Here is a 20,859-nt window from a genome sequence, read left to right as displayed (position 1 = left end):
AGCCGTCCGCCGTGTCCGCACCCGCCCCCACCGCCGCGCCGGCCACCCGCTACGTGCTGGTCGCCCTGTCGGGCCTGCTCATGGCCCTGTTCGTGGCCATCCTGTCCTCGACGATCGTGTCGAACGCCCTGCCCCGGATCCTCGCCGACCTCGGCGGGACGCAGGCCCAGTACACGTGGGTGGTCACCGCGTCGCTGCTGGCGATGACGGCGTCGACCCCGATCTGGGGCAAGCTCGCCGACCTCTTCTCCAAGAAGCTGCTCGTGCAGCTCGCCATCGGGCTCTTCGTCGTCGGCTCGATGCTCTGCGGGCTCACGACGAGCACCGCCGAGCTCATCGGCTTCCGCGTGATCCAGGGCCTCGGCATGGGCGGGCTCATGGCGCTGGCCCAGGTCGTGATCGCCGCGATCATTCCGCCGCGCGAGCGCGGGCGGTACTCCGGCTACCTCGGCGCGATCATGGCGGTCGCCACCGTCGGCGGGCCGCTGATCGGCGGCGTCATCGTCGACTCCATCGGCTGGCGCTGGTGCTTCTACGTCACCGTCCCGATCGCCGTCGTCGCGCTGGTCGTCCTGCAGCGCACGCTGACCGTGCCGACGGTCAAGCGCGAGGTGCACATCGACTACCTCGGCGCGGTCCTCATCGCCGCCGGCGTCTCCGCGATCCTGATCTGGACCTCGCTGGCCGGCCACCAGTTCGCCTGGGGCTCGTGGACCTCGCTGGCCTGGGTCGGGGGCGGCGCCGTCGCCCTCGTGCTGGCCGTGGTCGTCGAGTCGCGGGTGCGCGAGCCGATCGTGCCGCTGCACCTGTTCCGCAACCCCACCGTCGCCCTGGCCACGGTGGCCGGGCTCTTCGTCGGCGTCGCGATGTTCGGCTCGACGGTGTTCCTCAGCCAGTTCTTCCAGCTCGCCCGCGGCGCGTCGGCGACCGAGGCCGGCCTGCTGACCCTGCCCATGATCGCCGGACTGTTCCTCGCCTCGACGGTCGTCGGCCAGCTGATCACCCGCTACGGCCGGTGGAAGCCCTACCTCGTCGGCGGCGGCGTCCTGCTGACCGCGGGGCTGCTCGGCGAGGGCCTCGTCGTCAGCTCGACGGTGCCCTACCCCCTGCTCGCGGTGTTCATGGCGATGGTCGGCGTGGGCGTCGGCGCCACGCAGCAGAACCTCGTGCTCGCGGTGCAGAACCAGGTCGCGATGAGCGAGATGGGCGCGGCCAGCTCCACCGTCGCGTTCTTCCGCTCGCTGGGCGGCGCCGCCGGTGTGGCCGCGCTCGGCGCGCTGCTGAGCACCCAGGTCACGAGCTCGATCAGCGACGGCCTGTCCCGCCTCGGCATCCCGGCCTCGGCCACCTCGTCGTCCGGTGGCCGGATCCCGGACCTCGCCGCGCTGCCCGCCCCGGTCCGCACGGTGATCGAGACCGCCTACGGCGACTCCATCGCCACCCTGTTCCTCGTGGCCGCGCCGCTGGCGCTGATCGCCCTCGTCGCGATCGTGTTCCTGCGCGAGGTCCCGCTGCGCCACACCATCGACCTCGAGGACGAGCAGCCCGCGCTGCCGGACGCCGGGACCGCTCCGGCCACCGCGCCCGTGCGCCGCCCCGCCCTCGCGGGCACCGTCCGCCACGGCGGCCGGCCCGCACCCGGTGCCGTGCTGACCCTGGTCGACGCCGGCGGACGCCAGCTCGGCCGCACGGTCGCCGACGACCAGGGGCGCTACACGGTGCCCGCGACGGCGCCGGGGCAGCCGCACCTGCTGGTGGTGCAGTGGCGGGGGACGCCGCACGTCGAGGCGCTCGGCGGGGCCACCGGCCCGCAGTACCGGGACGTGGTGCTCACGGACGCGGCCCTCGATGCCGGCCGCCACACCCGCCGGGCCGGTCAGCCGGTCGCCGGCTCCTGAGGCTCGTCACCCCACGCCGCGAGCACGGTCGCGACGAGGTCCGGGGCGGCGGCGTCGAGCCAGTGGACGCGGTCGTCACGGCGGAACCAGGAGCGCTGCCGGCGCACCAGCCGCCGCGTGGCCACCACGGTGCGCCGCCGGGCCTCGTCGAGGTCGATCGCGCCGTCGAGGTGCTCGAGCACCTCGCGGTAGCCCACCGCCCGCGACGCCGTCGCGCCGCCGCGCAGGCCCCGGGCGGCGAGCGCCCGCACCTCGTCGACCAGGCCCGCCGCGAGCATCGCGTCGACCCGGGTCTCGATGCGCGCGTCGAGCACGGCGGTGTCGCGGTCCAGGCCGACGAGCAGGGCGTCGTGGCGGGGCGCGCCGGGGCGGGGCAGGCTCGCCGCGAACGACTGCCCGGTGAGCTCGACGACCTCGAGCGCCCGGACGATCCGCCGCCCGTTGCTGGCGAGGATGTCGCGGGCGGCGTCCGGGTCGCGGTCGGCGAGGCGGGCGTGCAGCGCGGCGGGACCGGCGACCGCGAGCTCGGCGTCGAGCCGGGCGCGCAGGGCGGGGTCGGTGCCCGGGAACCGCAGGTCGTCGAGCACCGCCTGCACGTAGAGCCCGGAGCCCCCGACCACCAGCGGCACCCGGCCTCCCGCCCGGGCCGCGTCCACCGCGGCGCGGGCGTCGCGCTGGTAGGCGGCCACGGTGGCGGTCTCGGTGACGTCGAGGACGTCGAGCAGGTGGTGGGGCACGCCGCGGCGCGCGTCGGGCGGCAGCTTCGCGGTGCCGATGTCCATCCCGCGGTAGAGCTGCATGGCGTCGGCGTTGACGACCTCCGCGCCCGGACCCCGTGCCGCCAGCGCCTCCGCGAGGTCGAGCGCCAGGTCGGACTTGCCGGTCGCGGTGGGGCCGACGAGGGCGATCGGACGGGTCACGATCAGCGCCCCCACACCGCCACGTGGTAGGCCACCCCGAAGGGCGCCGACGTGTGCTCCAGCCGCGCCGACGACGGGCGGGGCACCGCACCCGCCAGCACCTGCCACGGCACGCGGCCGCCCGCCAGCAGCGCGTCGGCCAGGCCTGCGTCGAGACCCGCGAGCACGTCCGCGTCCCCGGTGGCGAGGGCAGCCGCGACGGCGCGGTCCCAGCCGGCGGCGCGCTCGTCGAAGGCGCCCGGGGCGCGGGGGGTGTGGGTGGCGGCGCCGTCGCCCAGCACGAGCAGCACCGCGTCCTCGCCGGCCGCCAGCTCCGCCCCCACCCGGCGCGCCTCGGCGGGCGGGGTGTCGGCGGGCAGGACGTGGGCCTCGATCCGCACCCGTTCGCCCGCCGCGCCGGCCTGGGCCCGCAGCCAGCCGGCGACGAGCACGGGCAGGGCGAGCTCGCGGTCGGGCGCGGCCGAGGGGTCGGCGTCCGGGCCCAGGGCGACCCGCACGTCGGCGCCGAAGCCCGCGAACGTGCCGCAGGCGTCCGACCGGTGGTGCGACGCGACCGGCCCGGCGCCCACCGCGACCCACCGGTCGCCCGCCATCGCGAGCCGCGCCGCGACGTCGCGGCACGCCACGCGCAGGGCGGTGGTCTCCGCGGCGGCCGCGCCCGCGAGCTCGGGCACCAGCAGGGGCGGGTGGGGCACCACCGCCGCCGTCGCGATCACTGCACCGAGGCTAACCGGAGGTGTGGGCGCCTGCCGTCGCCCGTGGGGAGTTCCTCCGCGCGCGTCCCACCTGCTTGAATGCCCGCACCGGAGGAGCGGGAGGTGTCGGGGCCGATGTCCGACGAACAGGCTCCGGCCGGGGTGGACGAGGCCGACCGGGTGGTGCCCGCCCCGCCGGCACCACTGGCCGAGCCGGTCGCGACCGAGCCCGCACCCGCGCCCGAGCCGCCGGCCACGATCCCCTCCGTCGCGTCGGCCGCCACCGACCCGGCGCGCTGGGGCCGGGTCGACGAGGACGGCACCGTCTACGTCCGCACCGCCGACGGCGAGCGCAGCGTCGGCTCGTGGCAGGCCGGCGACCCGCAGGAGGGGCTCGCGCACTACGCCGTGCGTTTCGACGACCTGCGCACCGAGGTCGACCTGCTCGTGCGGCGCCTCGCCACCGGCCGCGGCGACGCCCGCGCCACCCTGCGCAGCGCCACCGCCCTGCGCGAGCGCCTCGTCGACGCCGCCGTCGTCGGCGACCTCGTCGGGCTCGCCGCCCGCCTCGACGCCGTCGTGGTCGCCGCGGAGCGGGCCGAGGACGCCGAGCGCACCGCCCGCGCGGGGGCCCGCGACGACGCGGTGGCCCGCAAGGAGGCCCTCATCGCCGAGGCCGAGGCGCTGGCCGAGGAGACCACCCGCTGGAAGCACGCCGGCGACCGCTTCTCGACCATGATCGAGGAGTGGAAGGCGGTCAAGGGCATCGACCGCAAGACCGACGACGCGCTGTGGAAGCGCTTCTCCCGCGCCCGCGAGACCTTCGCCCGCCGCCGCGGAGCCCACTTCGCCGAGCTCGACCGCGCCCGTTCCGCGGCCAAGACCCGCAAGGAGGAGCTGGTCGCCGAGGCCGAGGCGCTGACCGACTCCACCGACTGGGGTCCCACCGCCGGGCGCTACAAGGAGCTCATGGCCGAGTGGAAGGCCGCCGGGCGCACGAGCAAGGACGCCGACGACGCGCTGTGGGCGCGCTTCCGCGGCGCGCAGGACACGTTCTTCTCGCGGCGCTCGGAGACCTTCTCGGCGCGCGACGCCGAGTTCGAGGGCAACGCGCAGGCCAAGGAGGCGCTGCTCGCCGAGGCCGCGCGCATCGACCTCGCCGACGTCGACGCGGCCCGGGCGGCGCTGCGCGACGTGCAGGAGCGCTGGGACGCCCTCGGCAAGGTGCCGCGCGAGCGCGTGCGGGAGTTCTCGGCGCGCCTCAAGGAGGTCGAGGACCGGGTGCGGGCGGCGGTGGACCGCCGCTGGCAGGCCGTCGACCCCGAGACCGAGGCCCGGGTCGCCCAGTTCCGCGCGCGCGTCGAGGGCTTCGAGGCCCAGGCGGCCAAGGCCGAGGCCGCGGGCGACCACCGCCGCGCCCAGGAGGCCGAGCGCCAGGCCGCGCAGTGGCGCGAGTGGCTCGCGGCGGCGGAGCAGGCCACGCGCTAGCTGCGCGAGAAGGCGTAGCCCGCCCAGCGGGCCGCGAGCACGATCATCGCGAGCAGGGCGAGGAAGAGCCCGGCGCCCGGGCCGTCGCCCGCCGAGGTGTTCTGCGACCACACGGCCCACAGCCCGGTCACCGACGTGACCGCGCACCCCGCGGCCGTGACGAACACCGCTGGCCAGCGGCCCGTGAGCAGGGCGACGGCCGTGCCGACCACCCCGAAGACCACGGCGAGCGAGCCGAAGAGCCGGGGCAGCCCGGTGACGCCGGGGCGGCCGAGGACGACCTCCCAGCCCGAGGCGCCCAGCCCCGTCCAGGGCAGGACGGCGGCCAGCAGCAGGACGAGCACGGCCACGGCCGCGACGAGCGCGCCGGGACCGAAGTCGACGCGGGCGCCGGCCCCGGGCGGGCGCGTGTCGTGGTCCACACCGCCGGGGGTGTGCGGATCGGTCACGGCGAAACCTCCTGCAGGGTGGCCGAGCAGCCGGGCGCGGCGGCGGGCGCCGGGGCCGGCGGGCCGAGCGTCGGCAGCCCGAGCCCGGTGGTGCGCGGCGTCGTCGGGCGCTGCCCGGCGGCGTGGGCGTCGCCGGCGCGGGTGCGGCGGTGGGTCAGGACGTCGCCGTCGGCGACGACGTGGTGCGGGGCGCCGTAGGTCGCGCGCACGGTGACGACATCACCGGGCCGGATGTCCTCCGTGGTCCCCGCCGGTGTGAAGTGCACGAGGCGACCGTCGCGGGCCCGCCCGCTCATGCGCCGCGTCGCGGTGTCCTTGCGGCCCTCACCGGTGGAGACGACCAGCTCGAGCTCGCGGCCGACCTGCTCCCGGTTGAGCTCCAGCGAGATCTCCTCCTGGAGCGCGGTGAGCCGGTCGTAGCGCTCCTGGACCACGGCCTTGGGCACCTGGTCGGGCAGCGTCGCCGCCGGCGTGCCCGGGCGCGGCGAGTACTGGAACGTGAACGCCTGCGAGAACCGGGACGCCGCGACGACGTCGAGCGTCCCCTGGAAGTCCTCCTCGGTCTCGCCGGGGAAGCCGACGATGATGTCGGTGGTCAGCGCCGCCTCGGGCATCGCGGCGCGCACCTCGTCGACGATGTCGAGGTAGCGCCGCGCGCGGTACGAGCGGCGCATGGCCTTGAGCACCCGGTCCGAGCCCGACTGCAGCGGCATGTGCAGCTGCGGGCAGACGTTCGGGGTCTCGGCCATGGTCGTGATGACGTCGGTGGTGAAGTCGCGGGGGTGCGGGCTGGTGAAGCGCACCCGCTCGAGACCCTCGATGTCCCCGCAGGCGCGCAGCAGGTCGGCGAACGCGGTGCGCCCGCTGACCCGGTCGTCGAACGAGACCCCGTAGGCGTTGACGTTCTGGCCCAGCAGCGTCACCTCGAGCACGCCCTCGGCGACCAGCGCCTCGACCTCGGCGAGGATCTCCCCCGGCCGCCGGTCGACCTCCTTGCCGCGCAGCGAGGGGACGATGCAGAAGGTGCAGGTGTTGTTGCAGCCCACCGAGATCGACACCCAGCCGGCGTAGGCGGACTCGCGGCGCGCGGGCAGGTGCGACGGGAACGTCTCGAGCGCCTCGAGGATCTCGACCTGGGCCTCGCCGTTGTGCCGGGCGCGCTCGAGCAGCGCGGGCAGCGACCCGGTGTTGTGGGTGCCGAACACGACGTCCACCCACGGGGCGCGCCGGACCACCGTCTCGCGGTCCTTCTGCGCCAGGCACCCGCCGACCGCGATCTGCATCCCCGGACGCTCGGCCTTCGCCGGCGCGAGGCGCCCGAGCTGGCCGTAGAGCTTGTTGTCGGCGTTCTCGCGCACCGCGCAGGTGTTGAACACGACGAGGTCGGCGCCGTCGACGTCGGGGGTGTGCTCGTAGCCCGCCTCCTCGAGCACCCCGGCCAGGCGCTCGGAGTCGTGCACGTTCATCTGGCACCCATGGGTGCGGATGTGGAAGCGGGGGCGGCGGGCACCCCGATCGGTCGAGCTCCGCTGCGCTACGTCTCCTGCGGTCATCGAGCCCCAGGGTAGGCGCCCGGGGTGTCACGATGCCGGGCGTGGTGGTCTCCCGGCGCACGCTGCTCGGCGGCGCCCTGGCGCTGGCCGGGGCGGGCGTCGTGGGCTGTGGCGGGCCGGGCGCCGGGGAGGCGCCCGTCGTCGTGGCCACCGGCGGCCCGCAGGGCGTCTACCGGCGCCTCGGCGACGCCCTGGCCGCGCTGTGGGCCGCCGACCCCGGCGTCGCCACGGGCGTGCTGGCCACCGAGGGCTCGGTCGACAACGTCGGCATGCTCGTCTCCGGGCGCGCCCGCGTCGCGTTCTGCGCCGCCGACGTCGCGGTCGACGGGGCGGTCGACGGCGCCCGCCCCCGGCACCCGCTGCAGGCCCTGGCGCGCGTGCACGACGACGCGATCCACGTCGTGGTGCCCGCGGAGTCGCCGGTCCGCCGCCTCGCCGACCTCGCCGGGCGTCGCGTCTCGGTGGGCGCCCGCAACTCCGGGGTGCTGGTCATCGCCCCGCGCCTGCTCGCCACGGTGGGCCTGACCGCCGAGCGGGACCTGCGCGCGGTGATGCTCGGGCTCGCCGACTCGGTGGCCGCCCTCGAGCGCGACGAGATCGACGCCTTCTTCTGGTCCGGCGGCGTCCCCACCGTGGGCGTCGACCAGCTCGCCCACACCCGTCCCGTGCGCCTGCTCGACCTCGGCGAGGAGACCGTGCGGCTGCGCAGCCTCTACCCCGTCTACGACGTCACCACGGTGCCCGCCGGCACCTACGGGCTCACCGACCCCGTCAGCACCGCGTCGGTGCGCAACGTCCTGCTGGTCACCGCGGACATGGCACCCGCACTGGCCGAGTCGTTGACCCGGGTGATGCTCGAGGGCCGCGAGACCCTCGCCGCCGCCGACCCCGCGGGCCGCGTCATCGACCCGCGCTCGGCGATCGGGACGCAGCCCGTCGCGCTGCACCCCGGCGCGGTCGCGGCCTACCGGACGTCCAAGGGGCTCTGAACCCCGGTCCGCTCGTCGGGCGCCGCGCCCGCCGCCGCGTCCGCGCGCTCCCCCTCGGCCTCGTGCAGGGTCGCCGGCGGCAGCCGCAGCACCACGCGCAGCCCGCCGTCCTCGGGCAGCTGCAGGAGCAGCTCGCCGCCCGCCCGCTCCGCCGAGCGCGCCGCGATCGCGAGCCCGAGGCCCGTGCCGTCGTGGCCGTCGCCGTGCCGCGACGGCGAGCGCCAGAACCGGTCGGTGGCCCGCTCCAGCTCGGCGGGGTCGAGGCCGCGGCCGTGGTCGCGCACCGCGATCTCCACCCACCCCTCGACGCGGGCGGTCGAGAGCTCGACCTCGGTGCCCGGCGGGGCGTACTTCACGGCGTTGTCCAGGACCGCGTCCAGCACGGCCTCCACCGCGTCGACGTCCGAGCGCGCGACGAGACCGCCCGGCCCGCGGCGGCGCAGGTGCAGGCCCTCGTGCTCGACGAGCACGCCCCAGGCGTCGACGCGCTCGTCGATCACCGGGTCGACCGGCATCGGCACCGGGTGCGGGCGGCGTCCCTCGGCCCGGGCGAGCGCGAGCAGGGCGTCGAGGACCGCGGCGAGGCGGTCGGTCTCCTCCAGCGCGGCGCCGTGCTCCTCGCGCAGGTCGTCGTCCACCCGGGCGTCGGGCGCCGCCATCGCCGCCGCGACGTTGTGCAGGCGCAGCCGCAGGGCGGTCAGCGGGTTGCGCAGCTGGTGGCCCGCGTCGGCGACGAACGACCGCTGCGACTCCAGCGCGTGGGTCACCCCCGCGGCCATCTGGTCGAAGTGGCGGCTCAGGCGCCGCAGCTCCGGCGGGCCCCGGCCGTCGCCGACGGGGCGGGGCGCCCGTCCGGCGCGCACCGCGGCCGCCACCTGCGCGGTGCCCGCGTCGAGGCTCTCCACCGGGGCGAGGATCCACCGCACCAGCGGCAGCGCGAGCGCCGCGGCGCCGCCGAGGGCCACGAGCCCGGCGAGCGCGAGCACGCCCCACGCGCGCAGCGTCTCGGCGTGCGCGGGCGCGGTCGGCGAGACGGTCACCGCGGCCCCGCGGACCTCGCCGCCGACCAGCACGGGCTCGGCGAGCAGCAGCGGGTCGCGGTCCCAGGGCCACACGGTGCCCGGCGGCTCCGAGCGCTGGCCCGCGAGGGCGAGCTGCACCCGGCGCTGGGTCGCGTCGGGCACGTCCGGGCGCGACGCCGCGAGCACCCGGCCGTCGCGGTCGAGCACGACGGCGGCGATGCCGTAGAGCTCGTCGTAGCGCCCGAGCTCCGCAGCGAGCGCGCCCGGGTCGTCGTCGCTGACCGCCCGCTGCGCCAGTGCCGCGAAGCGCGTGGTGTCGCCCAGGCGGTCGGCGAACAGCCGCGACGTCGCCGCGGACGCCGACGCCGCGGCCAGCGGCACGCCGAGCCCGAGGACCAGCAGCCCGGCCAGGACCGAGAACACGACGAGCAGCCGGGTCCGCACCCCGTCACGCCCCGTCGTGGCGGGTGGGCACCAGCCGGTAGCCGACGCCGCGGACCGTGGCCACCATGCCGGGCCGGCCGAGCTTCGTGCGCAGCGTGGCGACGTGGACGTCGAGCGTGCGGTCGGCGCCGGGCCAGCGGCGGCCCCACACCTCGGCCACCAGCCGGTCGCGCGTGCACACCGCGCCGTCCGCGTCGGCGAGCAGCGCGAGGACGGCGAACTCCTTGCGGGAGAGCGCCACGGCCGCCCCGTCGACGGTGACGACGTGGCGGGCGCGGTCGAGCACGACGTCGTCGCCCACCGTCGTCACCGGGTCCGGGACGGCGTGCGGCCCGGTCGCCCCGCGGCGGCGGCGCACGGCGTGGATGCGGGCGACGAGCTCGCCGACGTCGTAGGGCTTGACCAGGTAGTCGTCGGCGCCGTGGTGCAGCCCGGCGATGCGCTCGTCGACGCGGCCGCGGGCGCTGACGACGATCACCGGGACGTCGCCGGCCTCGCGGATGCGGCGACAGACCTCCAGCCCGTCGATGTCGGGCAGTCCGAGGTCGAGCAGCACGACGTCCGCCCCGGCCAGGCGGGGCAGCACCGCGAGGCCGTGGCTGACCCGGTCGACCTGGATCTCGTGGCGGGCCAGCGCGGCGTGCAGGGCCGCGGCGACGCGGTCGTCGTCCTCCACCACGAGCACCCGCACGCCGATCACCTCCCGCCCCCGCCGGGGCGAACCCTAAGTCTTCCTCAAGAGCGTGGACGCCCGGTGACCACGCTGGCACCTTCCGCAGCACCGGGATCGGCGGACGAGCGGAGGACCGGCGGACATGAGCAACGAGACCGTGGGGGCGGGAGCGCCCCCGATGGTGCGCATGGCCGGGGTGGACAAGCACTTCGGCGACCTGCACGTGCTGCGCGACATCGACCTCGAGGTCGCGCGCGGCGAGGTCGTGGTGGTGCTCGGGCCCTCGGGCTCGGGCAAGTCGACGCTGTGCCGGGCGATCAACCGCCTCGAACCGATCGACAGCGGCACCGTGGAGATCGACGGCGTCGCGCTGCCCGCGGAGGGCAAGGACCTCGCGAAGCTGCGCGCCGACGTGGGCATGGTGTTCCAGCAGTTCAACCTGTTCGCGCACCTGACGATCCTCGACAACGTCGTGCTCGCGCCGACGCGGGTGCGCGGGGTGCCGAAGGCCGAGGCGCAGGAGCGGGCGCGCGCCCTGCTCGACCGGGTCGGCATCGGTGAGCAGTCGCAGAAGTACCCCGCGCAGCTCTCGGGCGGCCAGCAGCAGCGCGTGGCCATCGCCCGCGCGCTGGCGATGGAGCCCAAGGTGATGCTGTTCGACGAGCCCACCTCGGCGCTCGACCCGGAGATGGTCGGCGAGGTCATCGACGTCATGGCGGGCCTCGCGAAGGACGGCATGACGATGGTCGTGGTGACCCACGAGATGGGCTTCGCCCGCCGTGCCGCGCACCGCGTGGTGTTCATGGCCGACGGCGAGATCGTCGAGGACACGACGCCCGACAGCTTCTTCTCCCGACCCGCCACCGAACGGGCCCGCGACTTCCTCGGCAAGATCCTCACCCACTAGATCGGAGAGCCGCATGAGACGCGTCGTCTCTGTCCGGACCCTCGGCGTCCTCCTCGCGGTCGTCGCGCTGGCCTTCGGCGCCGCCTGCGGCCGCGAGGGCAGCCCCGGCGGCCAGCCCGTGGCCGGCGTGCCGGTCGCCCAGAACGTGCAGGTGCCCGGCTCCCCGACGTTCACCGCGATGCAGCAGCGCGGCCGCCTGGTGCTCGGCGTGAAGAACGACCAGCCGGGCCTCGGCATCCAGGACCCGACCACCGGGCAGTACACCGGCTTCGACATCGAGATCGGCCGCATGGTCGCCGCCGGCCTGGGCTTCGGTCCCGAGCAGATCGACTACCGGGTCATCCCGTCGGCCGCCCGCGAGGACGCGATCTCCCGCGGCGACGTCGACCTCTACGTCGGCACCTACACGATCAACGACGCCCGCAAGCAGCGCGTGGGCTTCGCCGGCCCGTACTTCGTCGCCGGCCAGGACCTGCTCGTCCGCGCCGACGACACGACGATCACCGGTCCGCAGACCCTGCAGGGCAAGCGGGTCTGCTCGGCCACCGGGTCGACGCCGATCCAGCGGGTGCGCCAGCAGAACCTGACCCAGAACGTGGTCGAGTTCCAGAACTACTCGCAGTGCGTCGACGCGCTGCGCGGCGGCCAGGTCGACGCCGTGACCACGGACAACGCGATCCTGCAGGGCTACGCGGCCCAGACCCCCGACCAGCTCAAGGTCGTCGGCCAGACCTTCTCGGAGGAGCCCTACGGCATCGGTATGAACCGTGACGACGCCGCCCTGCGCAACAAGGTCGACGACCTGCTCCAGGCCGCTGAGAACGACGGCACCTGGACGCGGCTCTACAACGAGACGCTGGGCCGCTCGGGCACCCCGGCGCCCCAGCCCCCGCCCATCGAGCGCTACTAGGCGTTTGCGCTTCGCGCTCGTGAGCGCCTTCCCGTGCCAGGGCACGGGAAGGCGCTCACGGGCCGACGGAGGAGGCACCCGTTGGACGTCCTGTTCGGCAACCTCGGCGAGTTCCTGACCCGCTTCGGCGGCACCATCGGGCTGTTCGTGGTCTCGGCGATCGCCTCGCTGATCCTCGGCACCCTCCTCGCGGCGATGCGCGTCAGCCCGGTGCCCGCGATGCGCGCGACCGGCACGGCCTACGTGACCCTGCTGCGCAACACCCCGCTGACCCTCGTGCTGTTCTTCTTCGCTCTCGGGTTCACCAAGCTCTTCTTCTACCTGCCGTTCTTCCTGCTGGCCGTCATCGGGCTCTCGCTCTACACCGCCGCGTTCGTGTGCGAGACCGTGCGCGGCGGCATCAGCACCGTGTCCGAGGGCCAGGCCGAGGCCGCCCGCGCGCTCGGGCTCGGCTTCACCCAGACCCTCACGCTCGTCGTGCTGCCCCAGGCGGTGCGCTCGGTCATGCCGCCGCTGACCAGCGTGCAGATCGCGCTGCTCAAGAACACGACCGTCGCGGCCGGCTTCTCGGTCTTCGAGGCCGGCGGGTTCTACCGCGCGGTCAACGAGCGGGGCGGCTCGACGCTGGTCGCCCTCCTGTGGGTCGCGCTGGGCTTCATCGTGCTCGTCATCCCCCTCACGGTGCTGCAGCGCCGGCTCGAGAAGCGCTGGAGCGTGACGCGATGAGCGCCCCGACCGCGGTCCTCTTCGACGTCCCCGGGCCGCGCGCGCGGGCCCGCAACACCCTGGCCGGCGCCGTCACGCTCGCCGTCGTCCTGGCGCTGGTCGCGGTGCTCGTCTGGCGCCTCGCGGCCACCGGGCAGCTCGACGCCCGGGTGTGGACCTGGATCCTCTACGAGAACGTGCAGCTGGCGATCCTCGACGGGCTGTGGAACACGCTGCGGGCCTTCGGCGTCGGCGCGGTCCTGGCGCTGGTGCTCGGCGCGCTGCTCGCACTGGGCCGGCTCTCGGACCACCGCTTCCTGCGGTCGGTGTCGAGCGGGGTCGTCGAGCTCTTCCGGGCCGTGCCGCTGGTCGTGCTGATGTTCCTCTTCTACTACGGCCTGCCCTCGGCCGGCGTGAACGTCTCGACGTTCACGGCCGTGGTGCTGGGGCTGATGCTCTACAACGGCGCGGTCCTCGCCGAGATCTTCCGGGCCGGCGTGCTGGCGGTGCCGCGGGGGCAGTCCGAGGCCGCCTACGCGCTCGGGATGCGCAAGTCCGGCGTCATGCGGTTCGTGCTGCTCCCCCAGGCCGTGCGCTCCATGCTGCCCTCGATCGTCAGCCAGCTCGTGGTCCTGCTCAAGGACACCGCGCTCGGGTTCCTCATCACGTACCCCGAGCTGCTGTTCCAGGCCCAGTACCTGGGCTCGAACGCCACGCTGAACTCGCCGCTGATCCCGGTGGCGCTCGTCGTCGCGGCGATCTACATCGGCCTGTGCCTGCTGCTCTCGGCCATCGCGTCCTGGCTCGAGCGGCGCTCGCGGCGCAACCCGGCTGTCATCGCGGTCGCGATCGAGCGGCCCGACGGGACGTGACGGGCGGGACGATCCGGCCGGCGCGCCCCGACGAGCTCGAGACCCTCCGGGCGATCGAGGTCGCGGCCGGCGCGCCGTTCCGCGACCTCGGGATGGACCCGATCGCCGACGACACCCCGCCCTCGACGGTCGTGCTCGACGGTGCGCTCGACCGCGGTGGCCTGTGGGTGCTGGAGACCGACGGGCACCCGGCCGCCTACCTCATGGACGACGTGGTCGACGGCGACGCCCACCTCGAGCAGGTGTCGGTGCACCCGCGCTGGGCGCGCCGCGGCCTCGGCCGTCGGCTCGTCGAGGACCTGGTCCAGCGCGCCACCGCCGCGGACCGGGAGGCGGTCACCCTGACCACGTTCGTCGACGTGCCGTGGAACGGGCCGTACTACGCGCGGCTGGGGTTCCGCCCCCTGACCGACGACGAGCTCGGGCCCGGCCTGCGGGCGGTCCGCCGCGCCGAGATCGCGCGCGGGCTGGACCGGTGGCCGCGGGTCGCGATGCGCCGGGACCTGTAGCCCCGGGTCTGCCGATCGGCAGATGTTCGCCGCTGCTCCGGTTCCTAGCGTCTCCGACCATGACCAGCACCCTCTCCGAGCACCCGAACGTCACCGCCACGCGGACGGCGTTCGCCGCCGCCCAGCGGGGCGAGATCGAGCCGTTCGACGCGATGCTCCCCGCCGACTTCGTCATGATCAACCACGACAACGGCGCCGCCGACCTGCACGAGATCGTCGGCAAGGACGCCTTCTTCGCCTTCTACGGGGCGTGGCTCACGTTCTTCGGCGGCACCTTCGCCCAGGAGGTGGTCGGGCTCTACGGGGACGAGGACCGCGTGGTGATGCTGGTCCACGAGACCGGCCGCCGGGGCGACGCCGTCTTCGACAACCAGGCGGTCTACGTGATCGCGATGCGGGACGGGCAGTGGGCGCGCCTGGAGATCTACGACCGCGACCGCGCCGCCAACGAGCGGTTCTGGGCGGCCGTCGGCGGGCCGGAGGCGCTGCACGCCGCCGGCTGACCCGCGGACGAACGTCGGCCCGGGAACCGCCGCTGCGGACCCGGGCCGACGGGGACGACGGGGGCGCTCAGGCCTGGGCGCCGCCGCGCTGCTCGATGTGCTCGATCTCGTCCGCGGGCAGGGCCGAGCCGTTGTCGGGCCCGGGGTCGTCGAGCGAGCGGGCGCCGGTGGCGCCGCGCTGCTCCAGCTCCTGCCGCTTGAAGATCTTCTTGCCGAGCCACACCAGCGGGTCGTACTTGCGGTCGACGACGCGCTCCTTCATGGGGATCAGCGCGTTGTCGGTGATCTTGATGTGCTCGGGGCAGACCTCGGTGCAGCACTTGGTGATGTTGCAGTAGCCGAGGCCGTGCTCCTCCTGCGCGTCCTCCTTGCGGTTGCGCACGTCGAGCGGGTGCATGTCCAGCTCGGCGATCCGCATGAGGTAGCGGGGGCCCGCGAAGGCCTCCTTGTTCTCCTCGTGGTCACGCACCACGTGGCAGACGTTCTGGCAGAGGAAGCACTCGATGCACTTGCGGAACTCCTGCGGCCGGTCGACGTCGACCTGCGCCATCCGGTACTCGCCGGGCGCGAGGTCCTCCGGCGGCGCGAACGCCGGGACCTCGCGGGCCTTCTGGTAGTTGAAGTCGACGTCGGTGACGAGGTCGCGGATCACCGGGAAGGTCCGGATCGGCGCGACCGTGATCGTCTCGTCCTCGGTGAACGTCGACATCCGCGTCATGCACATCAGCCGCGGGCGGCCGTTGACCTCCGCGCTGCACGACCCGCACTTGCCGGCCTTGCAGTTCCAGCGCACCGCCATGTCCCCGGCCTGGGTGGCCTGGAGCCGGTGCATGATGTCGAGGACGACCTCGCCCTCCTCGACGTCGACGCGGTAGTCGACGAAGTCGCCACCGGTGGCGTCGCCGCGCCAGACCTTGAACTCCGCCTGGTAGCCCATGCCTACGCTCCCCCTCCGGTGATCTCGCCGCCCGGGTCGCCGCCCGAGTCCTCGGTGCCGCGGGACTGCCGCGGCGGCGCGTCCGAGCGGTGCCCGCCGAGCTCGTCGCCCGTGTAGTACTTCTTCAGCTCGTCGAGCTCGAAGAGGTCGAACAGGTCCGAGCGCATGGCCGGCTGGCCCTGGTGCTCGAGCTTCACCTCGTCGTCGCGCAGCGAGAGGACGAGCAGCTCCTGGCGCCAGCTCTCGTCCATCGTCGGGTAGTCGTCGCGGGTGTGGCCGCCCCGGCTCTCCTGCCGCTCGAGCGCGGCCTTCGCGATGCACTCGCTGACCATGAGCATGTTGCGCAGGTCGAGCGCGAGGTGCCATCCCGGGTTGTAGGCCCGGCGCCCGTCGACCGCGACCCGCGGGATCCGGTCCTTGAGCTCGTGGAGCTTCTTGAGCGCCAGCTCCATCTCGTCGGCCTTGCGGATGATGCCGACGAGGTCGTTCATCGTCTGCTGCAGTTCCTGGTGCACCGTGTAGGCGTTCTCGCCACCCGAGTTGACGATCGGGCGCTCGACGTCCTCGCGGGCCGAGGTGACCGACGCGTCGCTCACCGCCGGCTGCTCGGTGAGCCCGTCCAGGTACGCCGAGGCCCCGGCCCCGGCGCGGCAGCCGAACACCAGCAGATCGGACAGCGAGTTGCCGCCGAGCCGGTTGGAGCCGTGCATGCCGCCCGCGACCTCGCCCGCGGCGAAGAGCCCGGGCACCGCCGAGGCGGCCGTGTCGGGCTCGACCTCGACGCCGCCCATCACGTAGTGGCAGGTCGGCCCGACCTCCATGGGCCCCGCGGTGATGTCGACGTCCGCCAGCTCCTTGAACTGGTGGTACATCGACGGCAGCCGCCGGGTGATCTCGGCGGCCGGCATGCGGCTGGAGACGTCGAGGTAGACGCCGCCGGCCGGGGAGCCGCGGCCCTCCTTGACCTCGTTGTTGATCGCGCGGGCGACCTCGTCGCGCGGCAGCAGCTCCGGCGGGCGGCGGTTGTTGTCCGCGTCGGTGTACCAGCGGTCGCCCTCGTCCTCGCTGGTGGCGTACTGCTCGCGGAACACCTCGGGGATGTAGTTGAACATGAAGCGCTCGCCCTCGGAGTTCTTGAGGACGCCGCCGTCACCCCGGACCGACTCGGTCACGAGGATGCCCTTGACGCTGGGCGGCCAGACCATCCCCGTGGGGTGGAACTGGACGAACTCCATGTTCAGCAGCTTCGCGCCGGCGCGCAGAGCCAGCGCGTGGCCGTCGCCGGTGTACTCCCAGGAGTTGCTGGTGACCTTGAACGACTTGCCGACCCCGCCCGTGGCCAGGACGACCGCCGCGGAGTGGAAGCACACCAGCTCGCCGGTGGGACGGCGGTAGCCGAACGCCCCGGCGATGCGGTCGCCGTCCTTGAGCAGCTCGGTGATCGTGTACTCGTGGAAGACCGCGAGGTCGGACTCGTAGTCGCCGGTGCGGGCGAAGTCCTCCTGCTGCAGCGAGACGATCTTCTGCTGCAGGGTGCGGATGAGCTCGAGGCCGGTGCGGTCGCCGACGTGGGCCAGCCGCGGGAACTGGTGCCCGCCGAAGTTGCGCTGGCTGATCTTGCCCTCGGGCGTGCGGTCGAACAGCGCACCGTAGGTCTCCAACTCCCACACCCGCTGCGGCGCCTCCTTGGCGTGCAGCTCGGCCATGCGCCAGTTGTTGAGGAACTTCCCCCCGCGCATGGTGTCGCGGAAGTGGACCTCCCAGTTGTCGTTCGGGTTCGCGTTGCCCATCGACGCCGCGATGCCGCCCTCGGCCATGACCGTGTGGGCCTTGCCGAACAGCGACTTGCAGATGATCGCGACGCGCTTGCCCCGCAGCCGGGCCTCGATGGCCGCCCGCAGCCCCGCCCCGCCGGCCCCGATGACGAGGACGTCGTAGGTGTGGTGGGTGACGGGGGCCTCCGACGTTGTGCCCGCCTCGTCGGTGACGGCGTCGTGCGCCATCGTCCCCTCGGCCGGGGACATCCCCTCGGCGTTGTCCTCCGGGCTCGTCACGGCCGGCTCCTCTCCGCGGTCCCCGCGCTCGCCGGCCATCAGTTCACGATCCGCAGGTCGGAGATCGTGCCGCTGGCCACGAGCATGATGTAGAAGTCGGTGAGGATCAGCGTGCCGATGGTCAGCCAGGCGAACTGCATGTGCCGGGTGTTCAGTTTCGAGAGCGTCGTCCAGATTCTGTACCGCACCGGGTGCTTCGAGAAGTGCTTGAGCCGTCCGCCGGTGATGTGGCGGCACGAGTGGCACGACAGCGTGTAGAGCCACAGCCCGATGACGTTGACCAGCAGGATCAGCGTGCCCAGGCCGATCCCGAACGACGTCACCTCGGTGACCGGGTCGGTGCTCTGGAACGCGAGCACCATGTCGTAGGTGTTGATGACCGAGATCAGGAACGCGACGTAGAAGAAGTAGCGGTGCGCGTTCTGCAGGATCAGCGGGAAGCGCGTCTCCCCCGAGTAGGTGGAGTGCGGCTCGGCCACCGCGCACGCGGGCGGCGACGCCCAGAACGCCCGGTAGTAGGACTTCCGGTAGTAGTAGCAGGTCACGCGGAAGCCGAGGAGGAACGGCAGCCCGATGATCGCCAGCGGGATCCACACCGGGAACGGCGGCAGGAGCTGCCCGAAGTGGCTCGCCCCCGGGACGCACGACTCCGAGAGGCACGGCGAGTAGAACGGCGAGAGGTAGTGGTACTCGGCGACGTAGTACGCCGAGCCCCAGAACGAGCGGATCGTCGCGTAGACGACGAACGTGGCGAGCCCCAGCGCGTTGACCAGCGGCGGCAGCCACCAGCGGTCCTTGCGCAGGGTGCGCTGTCGGATGTCGGGGCGACCCGGCGCCGGCGGCCGGTACGTCCCGGAGTCGTGTGTGGTGGTCACGGCACCCCGGTCCTCGTCTGCGGTGACGGCGCCTTCGCCGGGGTCACGGCCGCCCGTCCGGAGAACGGTGCGGCGGCCGACGCGGGACCCGGCAGGTCACGCCCTGTGGTGCGCCGCACACTACGACGCGTCAAACGTCCATGTCGCCCGGGTCACGGGGTGGCGGGGCGTGACGATGGCCACGTCGGGTGATCCACCGCGCTCACTCGTGGTCGGCGGCCTCGAGCAGCCCGTCGAGCGCCCCGTCGTCGGCGTCGCCGCCGTCCGGCGCCGGGCGCTCGGCGAGCGCCTCGCGGACCACACCGTAGGCGACTCCGCCGTCGTAGCCCTTGCGCGCGAGCATCCCCACGAGGCGCCGTGCGGCGACCGCGTCGTCGTAGCGGGCGAGCGAGGGCAGCCGGCGGTCGACCAGTGCGCGGGCGCGCACCCACTCGTCGTCGCGGCCGATCTCGTCGATCGCCGTGGTGGCCGTCTCGCGGTCGACGCCCTTGCGGTGCAGCTCGCCGGCCAGGGCACGCTTGCCGAGGCCCTGGTGGCGGTGCCGCGAGGACACCCACTGCTCGGCGAACGCCGCGTCGTCGACGAGCCCGACCGCGACCAGCCGGTCGAGCACGCGCGCGGCCACTTCGTCGTCGACGTCCTTGCGCGCGAGCGCGTCGGACAGCTCGGACCGGGACCGGGCGCGCGTGGTGAGCATGTTCAGGCAGATGGTGCGCGCCACCGACTCGGGGTCGGCGTCGGGCACCGGTTCGGTGTCGCCCGGGTCGGGCGGCTCGGGAGCGCGCCCCCGCGACGACCGGCGCCGCCAACCCCTCTCGCCGAAGCCCACCCGACTCAGAAGTCGACGGGCGCCGCGGCGGGCGCCTCGGCGTCGAGCTTCGCCCCGATGCCGAGCTTCTCCTTGATGCGCTTCTCGATCTCGTCGGCGACGTCGGGGTTCTCGCGCAGGAACTTGCGGGCGTTCTCCTTGCCCTGTCCCAGCTGGTCGCCCTCGTACGTGTACCAGGCGCCCGACTTGCGCACGATCGCCTGCTCGACGCCCATGTCGATCAGCGAGCCCTCCTTGGAGATGCCGCTGCCGTAGATCATGTCGAACTCGGCCTGCTTGAACGGCGGGGCGACCTTGTTCTTCACGACCTTGACGCGCGTGCGGTTGCCCACCGCGTCGGCGCCGTCCTTGAGCGTCTCGATGCGGCGGATGTCGAGCCGGACCGAGGCGTAGAACTTCAGCGCCTTGCCACCCGTGGTGGTCTCCGGCGAGCCGAACATGACGCCGACCTTCTCGCGCAGCTGGTTGATGAAGATCGCCGTGGTGCCCGAGGCGTGGAGCGCACCGGTGATCTTGCGCAGCGCCTGGCTCATGAGGCGGGCCTGCAGGCCGACGTGGCTGTCGCCCATGTCGCCCTCGATCTCGGCGCGCGGCACGAGGGCGGCCACCGAGTCGACCACGATGACGTCCAGCGCGTTCGAGCGGATCAGCATGTCCATGATCTCGAGCGCCTGCTCACCGGTGTCGGGCTGCGAGACCAGCAGCGCGTCGGTGTCGACCCCGAGGGCCTTGGCGTACTCCGGGTCCAGCGCGTGCTCGGCGTCGATGAACGCCGCGATGCCGCCCTGGGCCTGGGCGTTGGCCACCGCGTGCAGCGTGACCGTCGTCTTGCCCGAGGACTCCGGGCCGTAGATCTCGACCACGCGCCCGCGGGGCAGCCCGCCGACGCCGAGCGCCACGTCGAGGGCGATCGACCCGGTCGGGATGACGTTGACCGGCGCCCGGCCGTCGTCGCCCAGACGCATGATCGAGCCCTTGCCGAACTGCTTGTCGATCTGCGCGAGCGCGAGCTCCAGCGCCTTGTCGCGATCCGGTGCCTGTGCCATGGGGTGCCACCTCGGAGTCAGGGGTCGACTTTCTGGCGCCGACGCTAGGCGGGGGGTCCGACAACGGTCGTGCCGGACCGGCCGCCCTGTGGAGGAACGGAACGGTTGTGGACGGACGGTGGCGACGCTGACGCCGCACAGCGACCGTACGGAGCAGGGTAGACGAACACGTGTTCGATCCCGAGCCCCGGTCGCCGACCGGCGTGTCGGGTCGGCCGGCGTCTGCTCAGCGCCGTTCCGCGGGGACCTCGAACTCGGTGCACACCGCGCGCCACACCTCGCGGGGCTCCTCACCGTCCTCGAGGGCCTGCTCGACGGTGCGCCCGCCCAGCGCGCCGAAGACGTGGTCGCGGGCGATCGAGCCGGCGCGCACGGCACCGAACTCGTCGTCCATGAGCCGGCGGAAGTGGGTCAGCCGCACGGGCGCCACGATAACCTCGGGGCGTGGACGTCCTGGCCGCCACCGCGCTCGGTCCCGCCGGCGGCACGATCGGCACGATCGTCGCACTCCTCGGGCTGGTCGCGGCGCTCGTCGTGCTGCTGCGCTGGTGGTTCCGGAACCGGGACCGCTGAAGCCCCAC

22 protein-coding genes are annotated in these 20,859 nt (G+C 74.1%); 10 read left to right on the top strand and 12 right to left on the bottom strand.

The window, feature by feature from the left end; translation table 11 throughout:
* Positions 1-11 precede the first annotated feature (11 nt).
* The gene (locus ACQPX6_RS11110) at positions 12-1,898 is read left to right on the top strand and encodes an MFS transporter (RefSeq protein WP_433787353.1); all 1,887 of its coding nucleotides are present in this window, start codon (positions 12-14) and stop codon (positions 1,896-1,898) included.
* Here the strand turns inward: ACQPX6_RS11110 and miaA are convergent.
* Both miaA and ACQPX6_RS11100 read right to left on the bottom strand, forming a co-directional pair.
* Positions 1,877-2,818 (bottom strand): tRNA (adenosine(37)-N6)-dimethylallyltransferase MiaA, encoded by a 942-nt coding sequence (gene miaA, locus ACQPX6_RS11105; RefSeq protein ID WP_433787352.1) that lies wholly within the window; start codon positions 2,816-2,818, stop codon positions 1,877-1,879. The genes ACQPX6_RS11110 and miaA overlap by 22 nt on opposite strands.
* A gap of 2 nt (positions 2,819-2,820) precedes the next feature.
* On the bottom strand, positions 2,821-3,534 hold the full coding sequence (locus tag ACQPX6_RS11100) for a hypothetical protein (protein ID WP_433787351.1): 714 nt from the start codon (positions 3,532-3,534) through the stop codon (positions 2,821-2,823).
* Between the two features lie 114 nt (positions 3,535-3,648).
* Here ACQPX6_RS11100 and ACQPX6_RS11095 point away from each other — a divergent pair, with 114 nt between their 5' ends.
* On the top strand, positions 3,649-5,001 hold the full coding sequence (locus tag ACQPX6_RS11095) for a DUF349 domain-containing protein (protein ID WP_433787350.1): 1,353 nt from the start codon (positions 3,649-3,651) through the stop codon (positions 4,999-5,001).
* Here the strand turns inward: ACQPX6_RS11095 and ACQPX6_RS11090 are convergent.
* Entirely contained in the window at positions 4,998-5,450 is a 453-nt protein-coding gene (locus tag ACQPX6_RS11090; RefSeq protein ID WP_433787349.1) for an Rv2732c family membrane protein, read from the bottom strand. The genes ACQPX6_RS11095 and ACQPX6_RS11090 overlap by 4 nt on opposite strands.
* Positions 5,447-7,003 (bottom strand): tRNA (N6-isopentenyl adenosine(37)-C2)-methylthiotransferase MiaB, encoded by a 1,557-nt coding sequence (miaB, locus tag ACQPX6_RS11085; RefSeq protein WP_433787348.1) that lies wholly within the window; start codon positions 7,001-7,003, stop codon positions 5,447-5,449. The genes ACQPX6_RS11090 and miaB overlap by 4 nt, the downstream gene beginning before the upstream one ends.
* 32 nt (positions 7,004-7,035) lie before the next feature.
* Here miaB and ACQPX6_RS11080 point away from each other — a divergent pair, with 32 nt between their 5' ends.
* On the top strand, positions 7,036-7,992 hold the full coding sequence (locus ACQPX6_RS11080; protein WP_433787347.1) for a TAXI family TRAP transporter solute-binding subunit: 957 nt from the start codon (positions 7,036-7,038) through the stop codon (positions 7,990-7,992).
* Here the strand turns inward: ACQPX6_RS11080 and ACQPX6_RS11075 are convergent.
* Together ACQPX6_RS11075 and ACQPX6_RS11070 are read right to left on the bottom strand one after the other, a co-directional pair.
* Positions 7,968-9,458, bottom strand: a complete 1,491-nt coding sequence (locus ACQPX6_RS11075) for a sensor histidine kinase (protein ID WP_433787346.1) — start codon at positions 9,456-9,458, stop codon at positions 7,968-7,970. The genes ACQPX6_RS11080 and ACQPX6_RS11075 overlap by 25 nt on opposite strands.
* Positions 9,459-9,462: 4 nt before the next feature.
* Complete coding sequence (locus ACQPX6_RS11070) at positions 9,463-10,149, bottom strand: response regulator transcription factor (RefSeq protein WP_433787345.1); 687 nt, start codon at positions 10,147-10,149, stop codon at positions 9,463-9,465.
* Positions 10,150-10,309: 160 nt separating this feature from the next.
* Between ACQPX6_RS11070 and ACQPX6_RS11065 the strand changes: the two genes are divergently transcribed.
* From ACQPX6_RS11065 to ACQPX6_RS11040, 6 genes are all read left to right on the top strand, one after another.
* The gene (locus tag ACQPX6_RS11065; RefSeq protein ID WP_433788246.1) at positions 10,310-11,038 is read left to right on the top strand and encodes an amino acid ABC transporter ATP-binding protein; all 729 of its coding nucleotides are present in this window, start codon (positions 10,310-10,312) and stop codon (positions 11,036-11,038) included.
* A gap of 13 nt (positions 11,039-11,051) precedes the next feature.
* Complete coding sequence (locus ACQPX6_RS11060) at positions 11,052-11,948, top strand: glutamate ABC transporter substrate-binding protein (protein WP_433787344.1); 897 nt, start codon at positions 11,052-11,054, stop codon at positions 11,946-11,948.
* A gap of 81 nt (positions 11,949-12,029) precedes the next feature.
* Entirely contained in the window at positions 12,030-12,674 is a 645-nt protein-coding gene (locus tag ACQPX6_RS11055; protein WP_433787343.1) for an amino acid ABC transporter permease, read from the top strand.
* Positions 12,671-13,525, top strand: a complete 855-nt coding sequence (locus ACQPX6_RS11050; protein WP_433787342.1) for an amino acid ABC transporter permease — start codon at positions 12,671-12,673, stop codon at positions 13,523-13,525. Before ACQPX6_RS11055 ends, ACQPX6_RS11050 begins: the two co-directional genes overlap by 4 nt.
* A complete protein-coding gene (locus ACQPX6_RS11045; RefSeq protein ID WP_433787341.1) occupies positions 13,522-14,034 on the top strand; it encodes a GNAT family N-acetyltransferase in 513 nt (170 codons plus the stop codon). Before ACQPX6_RS11050 ends, ACQPX6_RS11045 begins: the two co-directional genes overlap by 4 nt.
* Before the next feature lie 59 nt (positions 14,035-14,093).
* Positions 14,094-14,537, top strand: a complete 444-nt coding sequence (locus ACQPX6_RS11040) for a nuclear transport factor 2 family protein (protein WP_433787340.1) — start codon at positions 14,094-14,096, stop codon at positions 14,535-14,537.
* A gap of 67 nt (positions 14,538-14,604) precedes the next feature.
* Here ACQPX6_RS11040 and ACQPX6_RS11035 read toward each other — a convergent pair whose 3' ends face one another.
* From ACQPX6_RS11035 to ACQPX6_RS11010, 6 genes are all read right to left on the bottom strand, one after another.
* Positions 14,605-15,474, bottom strand: coding sequence for a succinate dehydrogenase/fumarate reductase iron-sulfur subunit (locus tag ACQPX6_RS11035; RefSeq protein WP_433787339.1), 870 nt, complete (start codon positions 15,472-15,474; stop codon positions 14,605-14,607).
* A 2-nt stretch (positions 15,475-15,476) separates the two neighbouring features.
* Positions 15,477-17,477, bottom strand: coding sequence for a fumarate reductase/succinate dehydrogenase flavoprotein subunit (locus ACQPX6_RS11030; protein WP_433788245.1), 2,001 nt, complete (start codon positions 17,475-17,477; stop codon positions 15,477-15,479).
* An 89-nt stretch (positions 17,478-17,566) separates the two neighbouring features.
* Positions 17,567-18,403 carry a hypothetical protein gene (locus tag ACQPX6_RS11025; RefSeq protein ID WP_433787338.1) on the bottom strand — a complete coding sequence of 279 codons (837 nt, stop codon included), beginning with the start codon at positions 18,401-18,403 and terminating at the stop codon, positions 17,567-17,569.
* A gap of 202 nt (positions 18,404-18,605) precedes the next feature.
* Positions 18,606-19,148: a regulatory protein RecX gene (locus ACQPX6_RS11020; RefSeq protein ID WP_433787337.1), complete on the bottom strand. Its 543-nt coding sequence runs from the start codon at positions 19,146-19,148 to the stop codon at positions 18,606-18,608.
* An 89-nt stretch (positions 19,149-19,237) separates the two neighbouring features.
* Positions 19,238-20,278, bottom strand: a complete 1,041-nt coding sequence (gene recA / locus ACQPX6_RS11015) for a recombinase RecA (RefSeq protein ID WP_274193531.1) — start codon at positions 20,276-20,278, stop codon at positions 19,238-19,240.
* 226 nt (positions 20,279-20,504) lie between these two features.
* Entirely contained in the window at positions 20,505-20,699 is a 195-nt protein-coding gene (locus ACQPX6_RS11010; RefSeq protein WP_433787336.1) for a DUF3046 domain-containing protein, read from the bottom strand.
* 23 nt (positions 20,700-20,722) lie between these two features.
* Between ACQPX6_RS11010 and ACQPX6_RS11005 the strand changes: the two genes are divergently transcribed.
* A complete protein-coding gene (locus tag ACQPX6_RS11005) occupies positions 20,723-20,851 on the top strand; it encodes a hypothetical protein (RefSeq protein WP_433787335.1) in 129 nt (42 codons plus the stop codon).
* Positions 20,852-20,859: the final 8 nt, after the last annotated feature.

The sequence above is a fragment of the Actinomycetospora sp. CA-101289 genome, assembly GCF_050955895.1.
Taxonomy (GTDB): domain Bacteria; phylum Actinomycetota; class Actinomycetes; order Mycobacteriales; family Pseudonocardiaceae; genus Actinomycetospora.
Note: the sequence above shows the minus strand (reverse complement) of the source record. Positions and strands in the feature narration are given on the sequence as shown.

Bases quoted from the DNA above. Each gene is read 5' to 3' on its own strand.
- ACQPX6_RS11095 (WP_433787350.1), top strand. From the start codon at position 3,649: ATGTCCGACGAACAGGCTCCGGCCGGGGTGGACGAGGCCGACCGGGTG.
- miaB (WP_433787348.1), bottom strand. From the start codon at position 7,003: ATGACCGCAGGAGACGTAGCGCAGCGGAGCTCGACCGATCGGGGTGCC.
- ACQPX6_RS11080 (WP_433787347.1), top strand. From the start codon at position 7,036: ATGCCGGGCGTGGTGGTCTCCCGGCGCACGCTGCTCGGCGGCGCCCTG.
- ACQPX6_RS11065 (WP_433788246.1), top strand. From the start codon at position 10,310: ATGGTGCGCATGGCCGGGGTGGACAAGCACTTCGGCGACCTGCACGTG.
- ACQPX6_RS11060 (WP_433787344.1), top strand. From the start codon at position 11,052: ATGAGACGCGTCGTCTCTGTCCGGACCCTCGGCGTCCTCCTCGCGGTC.
- ACQPX6_RS11050 (WP_433787342.1), top strand. From the start codon at position 12,671: ATGAGCGCCCCGACCGCGGTCCTCTTCGACGTCCCCGGGCCGCGCGCG.
- ACQPX6_RS11040 (WP_433787340.1), top strand. From the start codon at position 14,094: ATGACCAGCACCCTCTCCGAGCACCCGAACGTCACCGCCACGCGGACG.
- ACQPX6_RS11035 (WP_433787339.1), bottom strand. From the start codon at position 15,474: ATGGGCTACCAGGCGGAGTTCAAGGTCTGGCGCGGCGACGCCACCGGT.
- ACQPX6_RS11030 (WP_433788245.1), bottom strand. From the start codon at position 17,477: ATGGCGCACGACGCCGTCACCGACGAGGCGGGCACAACGTCGGAGGCC.
- recA (WP_274193531.1), bottom strand. From the start codon at position 20,278: ATGGCACAGGCACCGGATCGCGACAAGGCGCTGGAGCTCGCGCTCGCG.